The following is an 18,428-nucleotide window of genomic DNA, read 5'->3' as shown; positions in this document are numbered from 1 at the left end:
TAGAATAATTACCGTTCATTTATGCACTGAGAGTACAGTTTCCTAAAACTTCAATAATGCAGGGTTCCTGATTGGAATATACTCGCCTTTTTCCTCGAAATCGAACAGGTATCACTTTGTTCTTAATTGATCCAAGCTCTAACTCTAAAACATCTTCAACAAGTTGACTCATCTTCAGATAATACACTGCCCATAGCCATGCTTTTGGTAAAAATAATCTCGGTTCTTTTTGAAGCTTTGTCCACAGTTCTGGAAAAATTCCTTTTTTAACTTCTACTGTATGGTTGTATGGTGCAGTAATTTGAGTAGTAGGAAAGAACCGTCCGATATCTTTAGGAAGTGCTTCTCCTAGCAACATTTGACAAATACGCAATTCAGTGATTTCGTCAGCACTGTAGTTGTTGAAATTTGCCTCCAATGTAAAGCTACTACTGTGCGATCGCTGAATTGGTTTAAGCGTAATATTAAAGCTAGCTTTCTCTGCCAACGACTCAGATAACACAGACGAAACTTCCATAATGCCAGCATCGTGCTGATCAGCATAAGTAATCTGCTTTTTATAGTGAAATTCTCCTGGAGCAAGAGACTTCAACTCAGCAACCTGTTCCATCTTTTTTGGTGACAGTTGAATAATAATGCTTCGATCTGGTTGAGTAGCACTCGATTTAGTTTGGAAAAATTTATTATTCAGCATGACCCAATCTCCTGAGTTTTTCACAGTTCCAGTGCTTCGGGAAGTGCTGCTTTTTGAGGCAGGAGTTTTTCGAGGTGTTGCAGATGTGTTATTTGCTGATGTTATTTTCTTGCGATCGCTAGCTACAGGCGAAGATTCAGATTCTGTTTTCACTTCTGGTTTCTTCTTGCTTTGTTTCTTAGCGGCAGTAAGAGGTTGGGACGCTGCATTTGGATACTGGTTTAGCCAGAGAGTTAAATGCTCTCGCAATTGATTGCGAAAGTTAGCAGGAGTTTTATATTCCCGAAATAACCCTTTGCCTCGAAACTTATCTTTAAACTCCAGCGCCTGTTCCCGTTGTCTCAATTGCTCCTTTGTAGTAAGGTGAGCTGGTGCTTCACGAAAGTAGAACCAAACCTGTGGTTTTCCTTTACGCATTAAACTTCTGACTGCTCGTGCAAACTCCTCTGCCGTTCCAGATTTGGCACGTGGAGTCGGTGTTCCAATCCGATTCCACATAATGCCGATAAACAGCTCATACTCTTGCATCTTGCCAATTTGTTCATTAAGTATGGCTTGACCATCTTTACCGTAACTAGGAAAAGCGTTCTGTGAACTAACAACTTCAAGCACAATTCCCTTATTTGCCGCAACGGTTCGGTTAATCTCCTCTTTTAGTTTTTCCACATGACGACGCTCTGTAGCAACATCACCTGGCGAGGCAAGAAAAATTTTTATAACGATTCTCACTTGCGGCATTTTCAAAAACACGGGCTATTCAAGGAAGTGGGCAAGATTCTGACTGTTACTATCGTGACAAATAGCTATAACTCAGATCCTGCTTTACTAAGTTATAACCCATACCTTTGTACTGGTAAGTAGTTAGATTTAAGAAAAAATCAGAGCGCAATTGCGATCGCGCTACTTGCCAATTAGTGTCGTCTTACGGTTTTGTAATTGCATCGGTCTGCAATGCCAATACATCGGTCTGTTATGCCAATACATCGGTCTGTTATGCCAATACATCGGTCTGTTATGCCAATACATCAGTCTGTTATGTCAATACATCGGTCTGTTATGCCAATACATCGACCTGTTATCTTAAACCACCCTTTATAACCTTGCCCTATCTGAAAATTTCATCTTACTGTTAATTTTTTTGTTGTAATGGGTACATTAAATGTACAATTTACTAAGTATGCATGTATGGCTCCCCAAAATACAACAAACCGTTTGCGCCCTCAACTGATTAGTCAAGATATTGACTCATTCCACGGTTTGCAAACTGTCAGCACCTACAACACAACTCGTGCTGATGCCTCAACTGCCAAGTTACAGGAAGTTTATCAAGCGATGTTGATTTCAGGGCAAACTGAAACCGAGAAACTAGCTTTATACCGTGCTGCTGCTGATGCTGCGCGATTAGCAGAGTGGGAATTTCATAATGCTGTATTAGCGATGAAAGAAGTCGTGCGCGGGCAATATGGCTCAGATAGCGATCAAGCTCAAGCGGTGGGACTGAAGAAAAAATCAGACCGCAAGCGTCCTTCCCGCAAAAAGCCAATTGCGATCGCAAGTTAATCAACTTTGGTTGAGTTTAAACACAGGCGATCGCCAATTGGATGATTGAGGTTTCATCGTTTGGGCGATGCCTACGGCAGGCTACGCCTACGCAATATCTACAGCAGCTTGTCTAATGTAATTGGCAAATCGCGGACACGCTTACCTGTGGCATGATAGACAGCGTTAGCGATCGCCGCCGCAGTTCCGGTAATCCCAATTTCACCAATTCCTTTGACGCCAAGCGGATTGATATGCGGATCGTGTTCATCCACAAACAATACCTCAATATCAGGAACGTCTGCATTCACTGGTACGTGATACTCAGCTAAATCATGGTTGACAACGCGTCCTCGGTTCGGGTCTGTTACCGTGTGTTCCATTAACGCCATGCCGATGCCATAAACAATCCCACCGATCAGCTGACTGTTGGCTGTTTTCGCGTTGAGTATGCGTCCCACACCAAAAGTTCCCACCCAGCGCGTCACTCGCACTTCACCCAAATCAGGTTCAACGCGCACTTCGGCAAACTGCGCTCCAAATGCGTGCATTGAGAACTTCTTTTTTTCGTCTCCAGGCTTGGCATCTGCACGCGCTTCGATCATTTTCTTTCCGTGTCGTGTCAAGATTGCCTGATAAGTTTCACTGGCGGAGGATTTATTTTTTAAGAAAAAGCTGCCATCTTGAGCAATCACATCCTCAACCTTTGAACTATAAAGCGGTGATTTTTGATCGGCAAGTGCTAGTTGCAAAAGCTGACTGCGTGCTTGATTTCCAGCTAAATGCACGGCTGAACTGACACTGGCGGCGGTTTGCGAACCACCAGAAACGGGGGTTTCTGGCATCTTGGTATCACCTAGTTCAAACCGGACTTTGTTAACTGGTAAACCGAGTGCCTCAGCTGCGACTTGAGTCATCACAGTATAAGTTCCCGTACCAATATCTTGGGAACCGCTCTGCACAACAGCTGTACCATCTGCCATAATTTGAGCGATCGCTGATGCTGGAGAACGGTTGGTAGGATAAGTAGCTGTCGCCATACCCCAACCAATTAAATAATTACCGTCTCGCATTGAACGGGGTTTAGGATTGCGCTTTTGCCAGCCAAACTTTTCTGCTCCTAATCTGTAGCACTGGATGAGTGACTTGCTCGACCAAGGCAGTCCTTTACTCGGATCGACATCAGCATGGTTGCGCAAACGCAGCTCCACTGGATCAATATTCAGCGCATAAGCTAGTTCGTCCATTGCCGATTCTAGGGCAAACGACCCGGAAGCTTCGCCTGGGGCGCGCATAAAGGTTGGTGTACCCTCATCGAGATGCACCAGACGGTGGCTAGTTTCGATATTTGGGCAAGCATAAATCATCCGGGCGCTTTTACCAACAGGTTCGATAAATTCATCGAAAGTTGAAGTTTGGGAAGTCCCGGCGTGTCGCAGAGCAGTCAATTTGCCATCACGGGTTGCACCTAGAGAAACCTGTTGAATTGTTTCTGGTCGGAAGCCGACAGGCCCATACATCTGTATGCGTCCCAGAACTAATTTCACTGGGCGATTTACCTGCCGTGCTGCGATCGCCGCTAGCGGTACGTGCGACCAAACCGACCCTTTGCAACCGAAGCCACCGCCAACAAAGTAAGACATAATGCGAACTTTCTCTGGCTCAATTCCTAATACCGTCGCAACTTTTTTTTGAGCGGAAAAGATTCCCTGAGTTGCGTCATACAGCAGCAGCTCATCGCCTTGCCAGACTGCTGTTGTGGCATGAGGCTCCATTGGATTGTGATTTTCCACTGGGGTGGTATAGGTTTGCTCGACGCGGACAGCAGCAGTTGCTAGTCCCTGGTTGACATTCCCGTGAGCTGAATCGGGCGGTTCCTCTCCAGGCAATTTACCTTTAGGTAAGTATGCCTTAGTGAGGTTGTCTTGCATATTGATGGTTGGTTTCTCTTCGTGATAACGAACTTGCATGAGGGAGGCAGCATACATAGCTCGTTCAAAGGTATCAGCAACCACAACACCAATATGCTGATCGCTATACAAGATAACGTTATCTTGCAGGACTTGCAGCTTATGACCCTCGCCCTTTTCTCCAGAAGCTTTGGGTGCGTTGAGGTGGGTAATAACTGCTAATACACCCGGTACTTGTTCCGCAGCCTTAGTATCGATTTGGGCAATTTTACCTTTAGCGATCGTGCTTTGAATTGTTACGCCATAAGTCATTTTTGCTACTGGGAACTCTGCCGAATAGCGTGCGCCACCCGTCACCTTCAGGTGTCCATCGACTCGATTTAACGGTTTGCCAAGAACTGTATTTGTATCCCCCGTATTCATGCCATTCCTCCCACCGTTGTCAGCGCCTTAACAATTGTGCGTTTAGCCAGTTCGACTTTAAAGCCGTTGTATTTTTGAGGTTTAGCTCCGGCGATCACAGCCGACGCTGCTGCTTGAAATGTTGCCTGGTTTGCAGGCTTGTTCAAAAGTGCTTTTTCTGCTTCAAAGGCACGCCAAGGCTTTGTTCCTACGCCACCAAGGGCAATGCGTGCCGAGCGAATAATCCCATTTTGAATATCTAATGCCGCTGCAACTGATGTCATCGCAAAGGCATAGGAGGCGCGATCGCGGACTTTTAAATAGTGCGATCGCCTTGCGAAGTTTAAAGCAGGTAAGTCAACCGCAACAATTAACTCTCCGTGTTCTAGAACCGTCTCCCTTTCTGGCGTATTACCCGGTACGAGATGAAAATCTACAAGCGGAATACTGCGCTCTCCTCTCGGCCCGCGTGTTTGCACAACAGCATCGAGTGCCACCATTGCCACAGCCATATCAGAAGGATGGGTGGCAATACAGCGATCGCTACCGCCAAGAATCGCATGGATGCGGTTATAACCCTCGATTGCCGGACAACCTGAACCGGGAACACGCTTATTGCAGGGGAAGGCGGTGTCGCGGAAGTAGTAGCAGCGGGTGCGTTGCAGTAAATTTCCGCCCACACTTGCCATGTTTCGCAGTTGTGGTGATGCCCCAGAGAGCAACGCCTCTGACAGCACAGGGTAACGTTCGCTAATTATCGGATTATAAGCAACATCGCTATTGCTTGCCATTGCTCCAATCCGCACGCCGTTACCCTGCACTTCTATCTTGGTTAGCGGTAGTGGGTTAATGTCAACTAACTGTTTTGGTGTTTGTACATCCAACTTCATCAGATCGATGAGGCTGGTACCACCAGCTAAGTACGAGGCCTGGGCATCTGGAGTAACTAAAGCTACGGCATTCTCTGCTTGTCCCGCTTTTTTATAGTTAAACGGCTGCATCTTTTTTCCCCTCTAAGACATCGCGGACAGCAGCCACGATATTTGGATAAGCCCCACAACGGCAAATATTGCCGCTCATCAGTTCCCGAATGTCGGCATCTGACTTAGCGTGTCCTTCGTTCACCAAACCCACTGCCGAACAAATCTGTCCTGGTGTGCAGTAGCCACACTGAAACGCATCGTGGGCAAGAAACGCAGCTTGCATCGGGTGGAGATTGTTTCCTTGTTCCAGCCCTTCAATAGTTGCGATCGCAGCATCAGTATGCATAATCGCAAATGTCAGACACGAATTAATCCGTTGCCCATCAACCAGCACCGTGCAAGCTCCACACTGACCATGATCACAACCTTTTTTAGTACCAATTAGTCCTATATATTCCCGAAGTGCATCAAGTAAGGTAACACGCGGTTCAATCTGCAAATTATGTGCTGTTCCGTTCACTTGCAGCGTCACTTTCACAGTTTCAGGTGTCGAAGTTACCAGCATTGGAGTGGTTTTTTTGACTTGAGTTTCTGCTACAGCTTTCTCTACAAAATTAGCGATCGTAGCTGCTACTGTGCTGAAGACCATCAATTGACCAAACTTGCGACGTCTTAAAATAAACCTCATTTGTTCACTCCATTCTGTTTCTGTTGAGTAATTATCTATACTTAAATTTCTGATAGAAACCCATACTTTCTTAAAAGTATTTTATTAGAAAAACATTGTTAATAGAATACAATTTCATATTGTTATATCTCTCTATCAGAAGGTTTATGCCATAAGTATTATCTATAATTATGAAAAATAATTAAGCGGCCAGTCGTCAGAATAAAGCCTTAAAGAATTCAGAAATCAGAATCCAGGAGCGGAGCCGGAGACGCTCCGCCTCCGGTCAGAATCAATTAATAGGGTATTCAGACCCTCCACTTTCTTGTTGACCGCTAAATCTTCTATTTAGCGGGGGTCTTAAACTCATTTATTCATCCGCCAGCGATGCACTGAGCTTGTCGAAGTGTCGTACAAAATTCATTCTGAATTCTGACTCCTGAATTCTGTTTTGATAAATTTGAGTTCGACTGGCAAAAGAATAAACAGTGAAACACCACACTAAATAAAGCATATTTAGTGTGGTGTTTCTTGCTACCGCTAAATAAGTCAGCAGAAAAATTTGTTGCAATGCTTCCTAAGCTGCAAAGCACAGCAAAAAGGAGAACAAGAATATTGTTCCCCTACGAATGCTTTATATTTTCTGCTATTGAAAGCAGTTATAAGTTTTTAGCGATCGCCAAATTTCAAATAACTGCAAATCAGTTTTCATCTCGCCCGTGAACTTGAGCGGGTGGACTGGTTGCTTCAACAGCAGTAAATGATTCTAGAATTTTATAGGTGTGGCTAGCTCCTTTTGGTACTATCCAAGAATTACCAGGTTCTAGTAAAATCGTTTGTCCTTCAATATGTAATTCTGCACGACCATTGATTACATAACCAACAGTTTCATATTCTCGTGCTGTTGGCTCTTTAGGTTCATTCGGTTGTTCATTTTCCCACAGACGCATGGAAATACTTTTGCCAGATGCCAGATATTTTTGACCAAGTTGGCCTTTAGGAGAATGACTAGAGTCTACTTTGTTAACAGTTGTATCAGACATATTTTTTGCCTCTTTATAGTTTTAACTTTGAGCATGGGGAATGGGGCATTGAGCATTGGGCATTGGGGATTGGGAAAGAGGAGGCAGGAGGCAGAAGTTCTTTAATTTTGAATGTGTGAATTTTGAATTTATTTCTCCCTCATCCCCACTCCCCATTAAGGTTTGAGTACAACTTTGATGCAGTTATCTTTCTTGTCCTTAAAAATTTCGTAGCCGTGGGGCGCTTGTTCTAGAGGTAAACTGTGGGTGATGATAAATGTTGGATCGATATCACCGTTTTGGATGTGTTCTAGCAAAGGTTTTAAATACTTGTGGACGTGTGTTTGTCCCATTTTCAAGGTTAGGCCCTTGTTCATCGCAGCACCCATCGGCACTTTATCTATAAAGCCACCATATACACCCGGAATTGATACGTGACCACCTTTGCGACAAGACACAATTACTTGTCGTAATGCCGTTGGACGGTCTGTTTCTAAACGTACTGCTTGCTTTACCTGGTCGTACATCGCCATAAAATCTGTGCCGTGTGCCTCCATCCCCACTGCATCAATGCAAGCATCGGGGCCACGACCGCCAGTCATTTCTTTGAGTGCTTCGCCTACATCTACTTCTTCGTAGTTGAGAACTTCAGCTTTGCCGTATTCTTTAGCCATTTGCAGACGTTCAGGAATGCGGTCAAAGGCGATTACACGTTCAGCACCTAACATATATGCGCTTCTGATGGCAAATTGTCCGACTGGGCCACAACCCCAAACGGCGACAATATCACCAGGTTGGATGTTGCAGTTCTCAGCTGCCATATAGCCTGTGGGGAAAATATCTGTTAAAAATAGTACTTGCTCATCCGTTAAACCATCGGGGATTTTGAACAAACCTACATCAGCAAAGGGCACTCGTGCATACTCTGCTTGACCACCGGCATAACCGCCGAATAAATGAGAGTAGCCAAATAGACCTGATGGTGAATAGCCCATTTGCTTTTCTACTAACCAAGCATTGGGGTTAGAGTTATCGCACAATGACCATAAATCCCGATTGCAGAAAAAGCAGTTACCGCAGGAGATGGTGAAGGGAACAACGACGCGATCGCCTACATTCACATTTTTAACTGCACTTCCAAGTTCTACAACTTCCCCCATGAATTCATGGCCAAGGATGTCACCCTTTTCCATTGTGGGGATGTAGCCGTTGTAAATATGCAAATCAGATCCACAAATTGCTGTGGAAGTAATTTTAATAATGGCATCACGTGAGTTAAGAATTTTGGGGTCAGGAACCGTTTCTACCCGCACATCGTTTGCTCCATGCCAGCAAACTGCTTTCATAATTATTTAGTCCTTAGTGATGATTTCTGGCTAGTTAATATCAAGATAAGTACTCGATTTAGCCTGATTTTAAGACGCGATAATTATCGCGTCTTAGTAACTTTTTAAAGCTTTTTCGACAATCTATTTAGTTGACCCTGAGCGACTCGTGCCAAGCTTGTGCTGAACGTAGTCAAAGGGCGGAGCCGAGGTAAGCCGAAGGGTCAAAAATTGAGACTCAAAAGTTGTTAGAAGCTCAAGTTCTATTTTTCAGTTATTTTTTAGGAGAATTATGGTAATAACCTTCTTTCTCTCCAGTCACTGGCTCAACTGTTTCTTCAACTTTATTTGTTGCAGACTTAAGAAACTCTTTTGTCGCTTCAGGAGGTTTTTCATCCAAGTTTAACTTTTCGCGGATATTATCAACAGCGCCTTTTATGGGATTTTGGGTATTTTTGATTTGGGTATTGGTATCGTTTCTAATTTCACCTGTCCCATCTGGTACTCCTTTATAATAAGTACCTTCTGGAGTTGTCACATCAGCTTGGGCTACATCAACGTAGCTAAAAGCCTGACCTAGTAAAAACATAAATCCTACTAGGAAAACTATAACAATTTGGGAGATCCGAATATTCCGCAGCCATGAAATTACTCGATTCATAAAAAACCTCAATTGCATTATGTTAGGTGTACAATTCAAAACGCTGAATGGCTATTCACCATTCAGGGTTTAAGAACAACTTTGATGCAGTTATCCTTTTTTTGTTGAAAAATGTGGTAGCCGTGGGGTGCTTGTTCTAGAGGTAATTGATGGGTGACAACGAAGGATGGATCAAGTTTTCCATCCAAAATCATCTCCAATAACAAGTGCATATACTTTTGTCCATGCATTTATCCCATCCTAAAAGTTAGACCTTTATTGAAGGCTGCACCAAATGGCATTTTATCAACAAAACCACCATAAACACCCATAATTGAAAGAGTCCCGCCTTTAAGACAGGCGACCATCATTTCCCGCAGAACGTGGGGACGGTCGGTTTCCAATCTGAGCTTTTGTTTTGTCTGGTCGTAGAAGTGTTCTAAACCAACGCCGTGTGCTTCTAAGCCAACAGCATCGATGCAAGCATCGGGGCCACGACCACCAGTCATCTCTTTCAACGCTTCGCCAGCATTAACTTCTTCGTAGTTAATCACTTCTGCTTTGGCAAACTTTTTCGCCATTTCTAGGCGTTCGGGAAAGCGATCAATAGCGATCACTTTTTCGGCTCCCATCATGTAGGCGCTAATCATCGCAAATTGTCCAACAGCACCGCAACCCCAAACGGCTACAGTATCACCCGGCTGAATATCACATAACTCTGCACCCATATAACCAGTGGGGATAGCGTCGGAGATGAATAACAACATCTCATCCGGTAAGTCTGGCGGAACTTTGACGACACCCACATCAGCAAAGGGTACACGTATATATTCTGCTTGTGCCCCTGCATAACCACCTAACATGTGGGAGTAGCCATAAATGGCTGAGGTGATATTGCCAAACAATTTTTCTTGAATCCAACCTTTGGGGTTGGAATTATCGCACAATGACCACATATCACGTTGGCAATAATGGCAATTACCACAGCCAATTGTGGAAGGAACAACAACGCGATCGCCTATTTTTAAATTGTTGACTCCTCTGCCAACTTCCACAACTTCTCCCATAAATTCGTGACCGATAATGTCACCCTGTTGCACTGTGGGAATATAGCCACCATAAATATGTAGATCGGAGCCACAAATCGCTGTGGAAGTAATTTTAATAATTGCGTCACGCGGGTTGAGGATTGTCGGATCTGGTACCGTCTCGACCCGCACATCATTAGCACCGTTCCAGCAGACTGCTTTCATAGTTATTAGTCATTGGGCATTGGGCATTAGGCAAATAATTAACTGCGTCCTGAAGGTTGGCCTTCAGTGGTTGCAATTTCGCCTGCTTCCATGAGCATCTTGAAGCGGCGCAATTCATCACCAATTTGCTGTTCTGGTTCTTCACCGAAAAGTTTAGCTACCGTAGCTGCCAACGCTCCACCTGGTGGGTTATACTCCAAAACAACCTTAACTTCTGTGCCGCGATCGCCTGGTGCTTTTTTAAAGCGGACAAAACCAGAATTATCAACATCTGCACCTTCTACAGAAGCCCAAGAAATAAATTCATTTTCTCGGTCTTCGAGAATATCTGCATCCCATTCCACGCTGTTACCCAAGGGTGCATTGGCTATCCAGTGAGAACGTTTTTCGTTATACACTTTCACAGACTTGAGATGCTTCATAAAGGTAGGCAGATTCTCAAAGTTATGCCAAAAACGATACAATTCTTCTGCCGATTTATTAATTGTTACCGTCTTTTCAACTTTGATCGGTTGATTTATCCCTATTGCTTCCTGTGCTTGCTGGATTGTACTTTGTTTAGTTGCGCCTTGATAAATCAAACCACCACCAGCCAAAGCCGTCAGCGCTCCCCGCAAAGAACCTTGCTTTAAACCCATCAGCACCATAGCACCGCCACCGATAAGAGATGCCCAACGCTCTACTTCACTAGCTTCACCCTGACTGGTACTTAGTTTATCATCTGATGTCGAAGCCACTTTTTTATTTCTCCATTACAGTAGATAACTCCAGAAATTAAATATGCGTTATCCAGAACCTTTGTAGAGACGTAGGACTACTACATCTCTACACATTCTTTTTTACCAGATGTTTAAATCAGTTTGTTACATTGATATAGCTGCCCCAGTAGTCGGCTTAGGAGGCTGAACCTGAGCGGTTATCCGCGCTCGATACAACTCTACTAATTGCTGTTCAGATTTCAATAAATCCTGGTAAATTTGTTTGAAAATAGCAGTTGCTACTGGGTCAGTGAACATGGCAGACAAATTACCTATATCGCCAATACCTGTTTGCACATCCCCCAAAGCGGAACGTAACTGATATATGTCATCACTTCCTGTTAAGGCAGTCTTCACCTTGGCATACTGATTAGCAATATTTGCGCCTAAAGAGGGTTTCTCGCCTAATCGCTGAAGATAGGTTTCCAGTTTTTCAATGTGGCGTTGTTTATTACTAATTATTTGTTGGAAAAGCGATTTAATTTCGCTATCTGATTCCTTTTCCAAATACTTCTCAAATGCTTCTAGCGAATAACGTTCACCAGTCAGGGCAGTATTTAAACCTTTGCTGATATCACCTTTAGTTGAGCCACCCCAAGCATCAGCCAGTTTCCACCATTCAGCGTCTGTGTCTTTCTCATTTGGTAATGCAGCATCTTTGCCACCATAACCCAAACGGCTCAAAATAGCTGTGGTGAAAATTGCCAAGTCTCCGGGTTCACGAGATGTAATCAAATTTCCGTCAACTACCAACGGCTCATCTAAATAATTTGCGCCAGCGTTAGTTATATCTTTGGCAATAGCGCTAAAGCCAGTGACTTGTTTGCCTTTGAGCAAGTCGCCTTCAATCAAAACTTGTGGACCGTGGCAAACCGCAGCGACTAATTTTCCTTGTTGGATAGCCTCTTGTACGAAACGTACTGTATTAAGGTTCCGCCGCATTTTGTCAGGAGCCATACCACCGGGAATGATTACTGCATCAAATTCGGCTGCGATCGCTTCCGTTGTGGTACCGTCAGCTTGTATACTAAGTTTGCCGCGTTTACCCTGATACTTTTCATTCATTCGGGAACCAAGGACTACTACCTCCATTCCTGCTTGTTTGAATCCATTATATGGAACTGTAAATTCTGCATCCTCTACTGCTTGTTCAATGAGGATAGCAACTTTTTTATTATCGGAGTGATTGTTATGTTCAGTCATAAATGGTGTGACGTTTTTATTTCTCTAGTCTTTAGCTAACTACAACAATATTTATCGACTCGCACAGTTAAACAGACAAATTATTTTTTGAATAAAGTAAGTTTGGATTACTTATCATCATTATGATCTGCCTCCGTTACTTAAATTGTTTAGCATTTAGGTAGTTAAAAATCTGAATGCCAAATTAAAATGCTAAACTTATTAAAATTCTATTTTTGTTTGCCTATTTTTGCCTAACAGAAAAGAGTTCTGAGTAAAAAGTTCGCTAATGAATAATTTCGGTTTGAAAAATTTTCACTCATAACTTCCAACTACAAGTTCCTTGAACATGAATTCATTAGCTATAATCTTATGGCGCGATCGCTAGTTTAGCGTCGTTCTCAGGGGATAGATTATTTTGTCAGCTATACACCTCTAGTTAGACAAATTGGTGACAAGAAAACGTTATTGTGAGAATGCAGAAAAGGGCTAGTATCATGGCAGAAAAAAATCATAATGACAAAATTAAAAGTAATGATTTGCCGCAAGAGATTACCGAATCCTACGGTACTGGTGTGAAAGACTTGCCGGGATACAATATTGGCGGACGCTCTATGCAGGATGAAAGAGACGAATACACAGAAACTAGTCCGAAATTGACTGGTGGGGATGTTGATGCTTACTGGCAAGATGCAGATGCAGTTGGAGATGAAGCAGTTGGTGGTAGTACTTCCACTCCCGATCAAAATGTAACTGAGGACTTAGAAGCAGCAGTGGGGCTAGAAATGGCTGATTCTGAGTTTCTGCATACCAACGATATTTTAGAGGATCGTGATGGCGATCGCTGGGAGTTAGATCCAAAGTCTTCTGAAGATTATCAAGACCGATGAGAATAATTACCAATGACAAGAAGCAACCAAATTAGCCACTATCTCAACTAGTTCTTCTGGAGCGACCGGTTTAGATACATGAGTGTCAAAGCCAGCTTCCAAGGCACGGATACGAGCCTCACTATCAGCAAAAGCTGTTAAAGCAATAGCCGGGACTCGTCCAACATTATTTGGTTTAAGCGCACGGAATTTGGAGATGAAAGTGTAGCCATCCTCCCCAGGCAACCCGATATCACTAATTAAAACGTCGGGTTGCAACTCGGACAATACATTGTGTGCATCTGCTGCTGATATCACTGCTATAACTGTTGCTCCATCCATTTCCAAGACAGTAGTGATAAAAAAGCGAGTATCATCATCATCCTCAACTACCAAGATATCTAAACCAGCAAGAGTTCCAGAAGTTTGCATAATAAATGACATTTTATCCTTACTTGCTGTATTCGTAATTCATAATTAAAAGAGTACAGAGCAAGCAGTGATTACAACTACAAATTACCTTAGCGAGTCCGTAAGCGTCATTATCAATTACGAATTATTATGACTTTTACACCCATTAGAGCTTCTTTTAAGATTTTGGATTTACAAAAGTAGATTGATGTGCTTGGAGTGTTGATAAGATACCGAAACAGGCTCTTTTAACAAGAAATGATTTAACACCATAATTTCAAACATATAGCTTGATGGTTACTACTGCTTTATCTATTTTCCTACTGGAAGACCACTTCGCACAAATGAAATTCAAGCGTCATTAGAAAGTCCTCACTTATCTCGATTTTCAGCAGAATTCAGTTGGGTATTCTGTACGACTGGCGGATAGCGTAGCGTAAAGCCTTGTCTTCTCTTTCAGAGACGCTAACGCGAACGCCAACGCTTTGAGCGAGTCCACGATAGCGCAGCAGTAGCGAGTATTCGAGCGTCGTGTCTGAACAAGAGGGTTTAAAATCCCCACTAAATTAAATGCGAGTTAGATATTAGACCTCTTGCATAAATCAAAAATAAAGAATCCCACCCCGCATTTGAGTAAAGCAAACGCTCCCCTCCCCGCAAGCCTACGGTGTATATACAAGTCTGAAATAGCTTACTCACTTGGTTTTTCGCGTCAGTTTTACCCCACCCTAACCCTCCCCGTATGTATTGGGGAGGCAACAAGATTTCTTATTTCCCCCCAATATATCGGGGGGATTAAGGGGGGTAATTTGACTTGTGTGTACACCGTAGCCCCCCAAGCGGGGAGGGGTTGGGGGTGGGGTGTTAGGGACTTGTTTTGCAAGAGGTCTATTATTGAAATAGCAATTAAGAATTAGTGAGTTGAGGTAAAGCTATCCGTTTCGATTAAGGATAAAAACGATAGGGGCTGACTCATATTAGCAGCAAAGCCCAGAATTCCTGGATCTCGATGTTCGTAAAGTAACTGGCCTTTGGTATCAAACAGAAAAGTTCCACCACGCTGAGTTAAGTAGGCAGAATTAGGTACATAAGTATACCAATTGCTGAGAACTTCTACCATATTCCGTAGCCGTAGAGTAGCTAATTCAAAGGGACGTTGAAACCCACTTCCGCCAGCTAATTGGAAAAACGAGCCTTGAAAAGCAGGTAGAGGAGTACCTTGAATAATTTCATCATCTTCAATAAGTTGAGGGGCTTGACGATCTCCCCTGTATCCCCGAAAAACTTCTCTTAACGTTCCAGGACTTCCAAACCCTGCACACATTAACACTAGATTTAGCCAAGCTTTCTGAGCAGGGGAAAGTCCAGCCAGAGGAAGATTGAGACCTGAATAAAGTTTTAGTTGGTGATGTAGTTTTCCATTAGGTTCAACAAATAAATTTTCAGGTGGAAATCCTGTATATTCACAGAATCTTGTTCCAGAGGCGCGATTACCAATTCCCACTGCACGAATAGCGAGTTTTTTATTTGACAATTTTTTAGCTTCGCGCTGTAACCACCACGCATATTCAAGACTATCAAAATCCCCAAGTTGTGGCCAGACTAAAATAAGGATATATGAGGCAGTCTCGCAATTTTCTAGTAGGGGTCGGGTCATGCCATCACTAACACGCTGAAGTCCGGTCTGATTAAGGATAGTGTAAGGATTCATTACAAATGATTACTCGGATATTTGGGGTATCAGTGACACAGGATGTACTAAAGCATTAATATGCCATCATCTCAATTTTGTAAATATTTTGTTATACTAGTTAACAGAAGTTCATATTTAGGTTTGACACCGCTAAGTAAGGGAATACCCAGTAGGTCGCTTGATGAGTGTATTACTGCTAACGGCAGCTAGATATGAACGCTTCTTTTCAAGATTGCCAACATTGACCCTTTAGTTTTCGCCTAGTTGGGCGATTGACACTGCGATGAATCAACCCATTACATTATCTTTAGAAAAAGAATTTAGCCTTAGAACTTTTGCTGACCAAGTGCAGCAGATGTCTCGTGAACAAGCTCAAGAGTTTTTGCTTATGCTCTATAAGCAGATGATAATTCGGGAAATGACTTACCAAGAATTGCTCAAACATCAATGGGAACTTGATTCAGACTCAATCTTAGGCTAAAGCATACAAGCAAATAAATGTTTTGAATTTAGCAGCGACAAAGAAATATTGGTAGAAACGGTGTGTCGCTGGGAGTATGGGAAAGTGCTGGAATATACAGCGTATTTCAGGTAAAAGAAGTACGCGGGTAGGGGTACAGCCATTTTCCCTACGATTATCTGTACCTCACTAGTCATTGATTAGCGATCGCTGAACGAAGTTGCCGTAGGCATCGCTACTCATTCGAGTTATATTAACCAATTCCCTATTGTCCAAACTTAAGGGACTTCAAGCACCCAAAAATTTGAATCTAAGTTAAATTTACTACAACTTATGGGTGGGAGGAGGAGTAGCCATTGACTGCTCCTCTTCCCATGTTTTTAATTGATTATTATTCTATTTATAGCTGATTTTATTTTTTGTAAGTCCCTTTGCACTCCAATTTAACTGATGTCTGCGTCACAGTGATTTTAATTTTTGGCATTGCATAATAATGGGATGAATTGAGGTGTTCTACTGTGTATTGTCCATACTGTGATTCTACTGAGATTAGAAAAAACGGTAAACGAAGAGGTAAGCAAAATCACATTTGTGTAAAATGTGGTCGTCAATTTATCGATGCCTATAGTCCACCAAAAGGATACTCAGATGAAATAAAACAAGACTGTTTAAGGTCATACGTGAATGGCATGGGATTTCGAGCGATCAAGCCTTCCAAGGGAGTTTATCATACAACGTAATTTATTGGCGAAAAACTCCCAGATGCACCGCCAATCAACGAGATACCAGAAGTTGGAGAGTTAGATGAACTGAAAACTTTTGTCGGTTCAAAAAAAACGAAATTTGGTTGTGGACAGCAGTAAATCACTTTCGTGTTGGCGAGGCCTCTCGAAGAGAAGGTATTTTGGCTTGGGTACTGGGTGATCATAGTGCAGAAACATTTAAACCCCTTTGGGACATTGTTTTCTATTGGCAATGTTATTTCTATGTGACAGATGGGTGGAAAGTTTATCCCAGTTTTATTGAGCCAGGAGACCATATTGTGAGCAAAACATATATGAGGGTAGAAGGTGAAAACACTCGCTTACGTCATTACTTAGCACGACTACATCGACAAACACTGTGCTATTCAAAATCAGTGGATATGCTTAAATACTCAATTAGATTATTACTTCATTATTTGAAGTATAGTGAAATACCTGTATTTGAGTGATTCATCCCGCATTTATGCAATGCCCAATTTTCTTTCACCACTTGGTCATTGGATTACTATTGGTGGTATAGTTGCATTGGTGACTGTGAAAATAGCAATTGCCGTCGCCTCTGTAACTAAATATAAAGTCACCGTTCAAGCACACGCAAATCTGCGTCCGGCTGGTGAGTTGCGGCGGCTAGTTCAGGCTGCTACAGGTGCTTCTACAATTGCAACTACTCCCAAAGCTACTGCGGCCTTCTATGAGGTAACAATTGAACCTGAAGGTCTGTCTTTAGGTAGAGAAACCAGACAATGTTCTATTAAAATGGGAATGGAAGGCAGAGCCGATATTATTTCTAAACAAGAGACTGTACTCCAATTCTTTTTGAGAAAAGCAAGGCTAATTGCAGATGTTTAACACTGCTACTCACATTTAGTGCAATCAAAAATAACACGATTTAATCACCATAGAACAACTCTGCGATCGCACTGTAGGGAATATTGCACTGGAATTGATCAAATTTACCAGAGATAAAATAGCTGCGCTTTTGGGTAATTGGTTTATAGATTAGACTTCTTGCATAAATCAAAAGCCCTCACCCTAAATCCCTCTCCCAAAGGAGAGGAACTTTGAAATGGACTTTAAAATTGGCTCTATAGATAGAGAAATATCCTGAGCAAGGCTGGTATATCTAAAAGTTTTGGTAGTAACAATTTTTGAATAGAATTAAAAGATTAACCTAGTATTTTTACAAGCCTTGACAGTATGAATATGGAATTTTTTAACAGGATTCCTTTGATGCCTTTAGTATTACTCTTATTGGCTTACATTCTCCTGGGATGGTATCTTGCTGCTAATCATATCATTTGGTTAGTAGGAGCTTTTGTTGTTGCTATAGTTATAGCTGTAGTACGAAAGAGCTTTTCTTAGTTAGAGTGTTTAGTTAAGTTTGGCTCAAAAACTTTAGTTGTCATCTTATTTTTAAGTATATCAATTGCTTTAGTGGTAACTTGGTTGATATTATTAAAGCTGTTTATTATCCCATTAGCCACTACGCTTTTAGCTGATTTATAAATGCGCTTTTCTGGCTGCAATAAATTAGATTCATTTTGGGTTATAACTGTCCTAGCTGTATTGAGTTTAGTAGTAGGTGAGGTAATAGATATTTTACTTTTTCCTAGTAGCAGATACTAAATAATTATAGATTAAGGATAAAAATATAGGCTTTTTAAGACCTGCTTATGTCAAATTATTAGTTAAATATCAAAACTTACCTTCAAAATCAAGGTCAAAACCCTAAATCACTTCTCAAATCAAAAAATATTAGTAAAAAACGTGTATTTTTATTCTATATTAATAGTTTCACAGTATTCGCAAAGAAAATTAGCATAATAATAAGTAATGAAGATCCAAAATATATTTGTCTTAATTAATTATGGGCACACATATGTGGTAAAGTCGATGGGCGGTATTGTCCGCCGCAC

Annotated in this window: 16 protein-coding genes and 3 pseudogenes; 6 read left to right on the top strand and 13 right to left on the bottom strand. The window is 42.2% G+C overall.

What is annotated here, in order from left to right:
• Positions 1–19: 19 nt before the first annotated feature.
• A complete protein-coding gene (locus tag V7K60_RS02620; protein ID WP_334922689.1) occupies positions 20–1,423 on the bottom strand; it encodes a hypothetical protein in 1,404 nt (467 codons plus the stop codon).
• Between the two features lie 456 nt (positions 1,424–1,879).
• On the opposite strand from V7K60_RS02620, the gene V7K60_RS02615 reads away from it, so the two are divergent.
• Complete coding sequence (locus V7K60_RS02615) at positions 1,880–2,254, top strand: hypothetical protein (protein ID WP_334922687.1); 375 nt, start codon at positions 1,880–1,882, stop codon at positions 2,252–2,254.
• 98 nt (positions 2,255–2,352) lie between these two features.
• Here the strand turns inward: V7K60_RS02615 and V7K60_RS02610 are convergent, their stop codons facing one another.
• The 9 genes and pseudogenes from V7K60_RS02610 to V7K60_RS02570 all read right to left on the bottom strand — a co-directional run bounded on the left by V7K60_RS02610 (position 2,353) and on the right by V7K60_RS02570 (position 12,336).
• Complete coding sequence (locus tag V7K60_RS02610; protein WP_334922685.1) at positions 2,353–4,566, bottom strand: xanthine dehydrogenase family protein molybdopterin-binding subunit; 2,214 nt, start codon at positions 4,564–4,566, stop codon at positions 2,353–2,355.
• Entirely contained in the window at positions 4,563–5,546 is a 984-nt protein-coding gene (locus V7K60_RS02605; RefSeq protein WP_334922684.1) for an FAD binding domain-containing protein, read from the bottom strand. The genes V7K60_RS02610 and V7K60_RS02605 overlap by 4 nt, the downstream gene beginning before the upstream one ends.
• Positions 5,533–6,156 carry a (2Fe-2S)-binding protein gene (locus V7K60_RS02600; protein ID WP_334922682.1) on the bottom strand — a complete coding sequence of 208 codons (624 nt, stop codon included), beginning with the start codon at positions 6,154–6,156 and terminating at the stop codon, positions 5,533–5,535. The genes V7K60_RS02605 and V7K60_RS02600 overlap by 14 nt, the downstream gene beginning before the upstream one ends.
• 680 nt (positions 6,157–6,836) lie before the next feature.
• Complete coding sequence (locus V7K60_RS02595) at positions 6,837–7,178, bottom strand: cupin domain-containing protein (protein ID WP_334922680.1); 342 nt, start codon at positions 7,176–7,178, stop codon at positions 6,837–6,839.
• A gap of 155 nt (positions 7,179–7,333) precedes the next feature.
• Positions 7,334–8,503 (bottom strand): zinc-dependent alcohol dehydrogenase, encoded by a 1,170-nt coding sequence (locus tag V7K60_RS02590; RefSeq protein WP_334922678.1) that lies wholly within the window; start codon positions 8,501–8,503, stop codon positions 7,334–7,336.
• Positions 8,504–8,756: 253 nt separating this feature from the next.
• Entirely contained in the window at positions 8,757–9,143 is a 387-nt protein-coding gene (locus V7K60_RS02585; RefSeq protein ID WP_334922677.1) for a hypothetical protein, read from the bottom strand.
• A 62-nt stretch (positions 9,144–9,205) separates the two neighbouring features.
• Positions 9,206–10,375 (bottom strand): annotated as a pseudogene (locus tag V7K60_RS02580) (zinc-dependent alcohol dehydrogenase).
• A gap of 38 nt (positions 10,376–10,413) precedes the next feature.
• A complete protein-coding gene (locus V7K60_RS02575; RefSeq protein WP_334922676.1) occupies positions 10,414–11,112 on the bottom strand; it encodes an SRPBCC family protein in 699 nt (232 codons plus the stop codon).
• Positions 11,113–11,238: 126 nt separating this feature from the next.
• Complete coding sequence (locus V7K60_RS02570; RefSeq protein ID WP_334922674.1) at positions 11,239–12,336, bottom strand: DJ-1/PfpI/YhbO family deglycase/protease; 1,098 nt, start codon at positions 12,334–12,336, stop codon at positions 11,239–11,241.
• 476 nt (positions 12,337–12,812) lie between these two features.
• On the opposite strand from V7K60_RS02570, the gene V7K60_RS02565 reads away from it, so the two are divergent.
• Positions 12,813–13,205, top strand: coding sequence for a DUF6335 family protein (locus tag V7K60_RS02565; RefSeq protein WP_292783360.1), 393 nt, complete (start codon positions 12,813–12,815; stop codon positions 13,203–13,205).
• A gap of 6 nt (positions 13,206–13,211) precedes the next feature.
• On the opposite strand, the gene V7K60_RS02560 is transcribed toward V7K60_RS02565, so the two are convergent.
• Entirely contained in the window at positions 13,212–13,616 is a 405-nt protein-coding gene (locus V7K60_RS02560; RefSeq protein ID WP_442944325.1) for a response regulator, read from the bottom strand.
• An 892-nt stretch (positions 13,617–14,508) separates the two neighbouring features.
• A complete protein-coding gene (locus tag V7K60_RS02555) occupies positions 14,509–15,306 on the bottom strand; it encodes a peroxiredoxin-like family protein (protein WP_334922670.1) in 798 nt (265 codons plus the stop codon).
• 265 nt (positions 15,307–15,571) lie between these two features.
• Between V7K60_RS02555 and V7K60_RS02550 the strand changes: the two genes are divergently transcribed.
• The 3 genes and pseudogenes from V7K60_RS02550 (at position 15,572) to V7K60_RS35015 (ending at position 17,361) form a co-directional block, all read left to right on the top strand.
• Positions 15,572–15,769, top strand: a complete 198-nt coding sequence (locus V7K60_RS02550; protein ID WP_334814899.1) for an NblA/ycf18 family protein — start codon at positions 15,572–15,574, stop codon at positions 15,767–15,769.
• 497 nt (positions 15,770–16,266) lie between these two features.
• Positions 16,267–16,961: pseudogene (locus tag V7K60_RS02545) on the top strand (IS1 family transposase).
• On the top strand, positions 16,939–17,361 hold the full coding sequence (locus tag V7K60_RS35015) for a hypothetical protein (protein ID WP_442944327.1): 423 nt from the start codon (positions 16,939–16,941) through the stop codon (positions 17,359–17,361). Before V7K60_RS02545 ends, V7K60_RS35015 begins: the two are co-directional and overlap by 23 nt.
• Positions 17,362–17,401: 40 nt before the next feature.
• Here the strand turns inward: V7K60_RS35015 and V7K60_RS02535 are convergent, their stop codons facing one another.
• Entirely contained in the window at positions 17,402–17,533 is a 132-nt protein-coding gene (locus V7K60_RS02535; protein ID WP_334922668.1) for a hypothetical protein, read from the bottom strand.
• Between the two features lie 176 nt (positions 17,534–17,709).
• On the opposite strand from V7K60_RS02535, the pseudogene V7K60_RS02530 reads away from it, so the two are divergent.
• A pseudogene (locus tag V7K60_RS02530) lies at positions 17,710–18,138 on the top strand (hypothetical protein).
• Positions 18,139–18,428 lie beyond the last annotated feature (290 nt).

The organism is Nostoc sp., from assembly GCF_036917555.1.
Lineage (GTDB): Bacteria > Cyanobacteriota > Cyanobacteriia > Cyanobacteriales > Nostocaceae > Nostoc.
The sequence above is the reverse complement of the archived record's forward strand: the minus strand, read 5'-3'. Positions and strand labels throughout refer to the sequence as shown.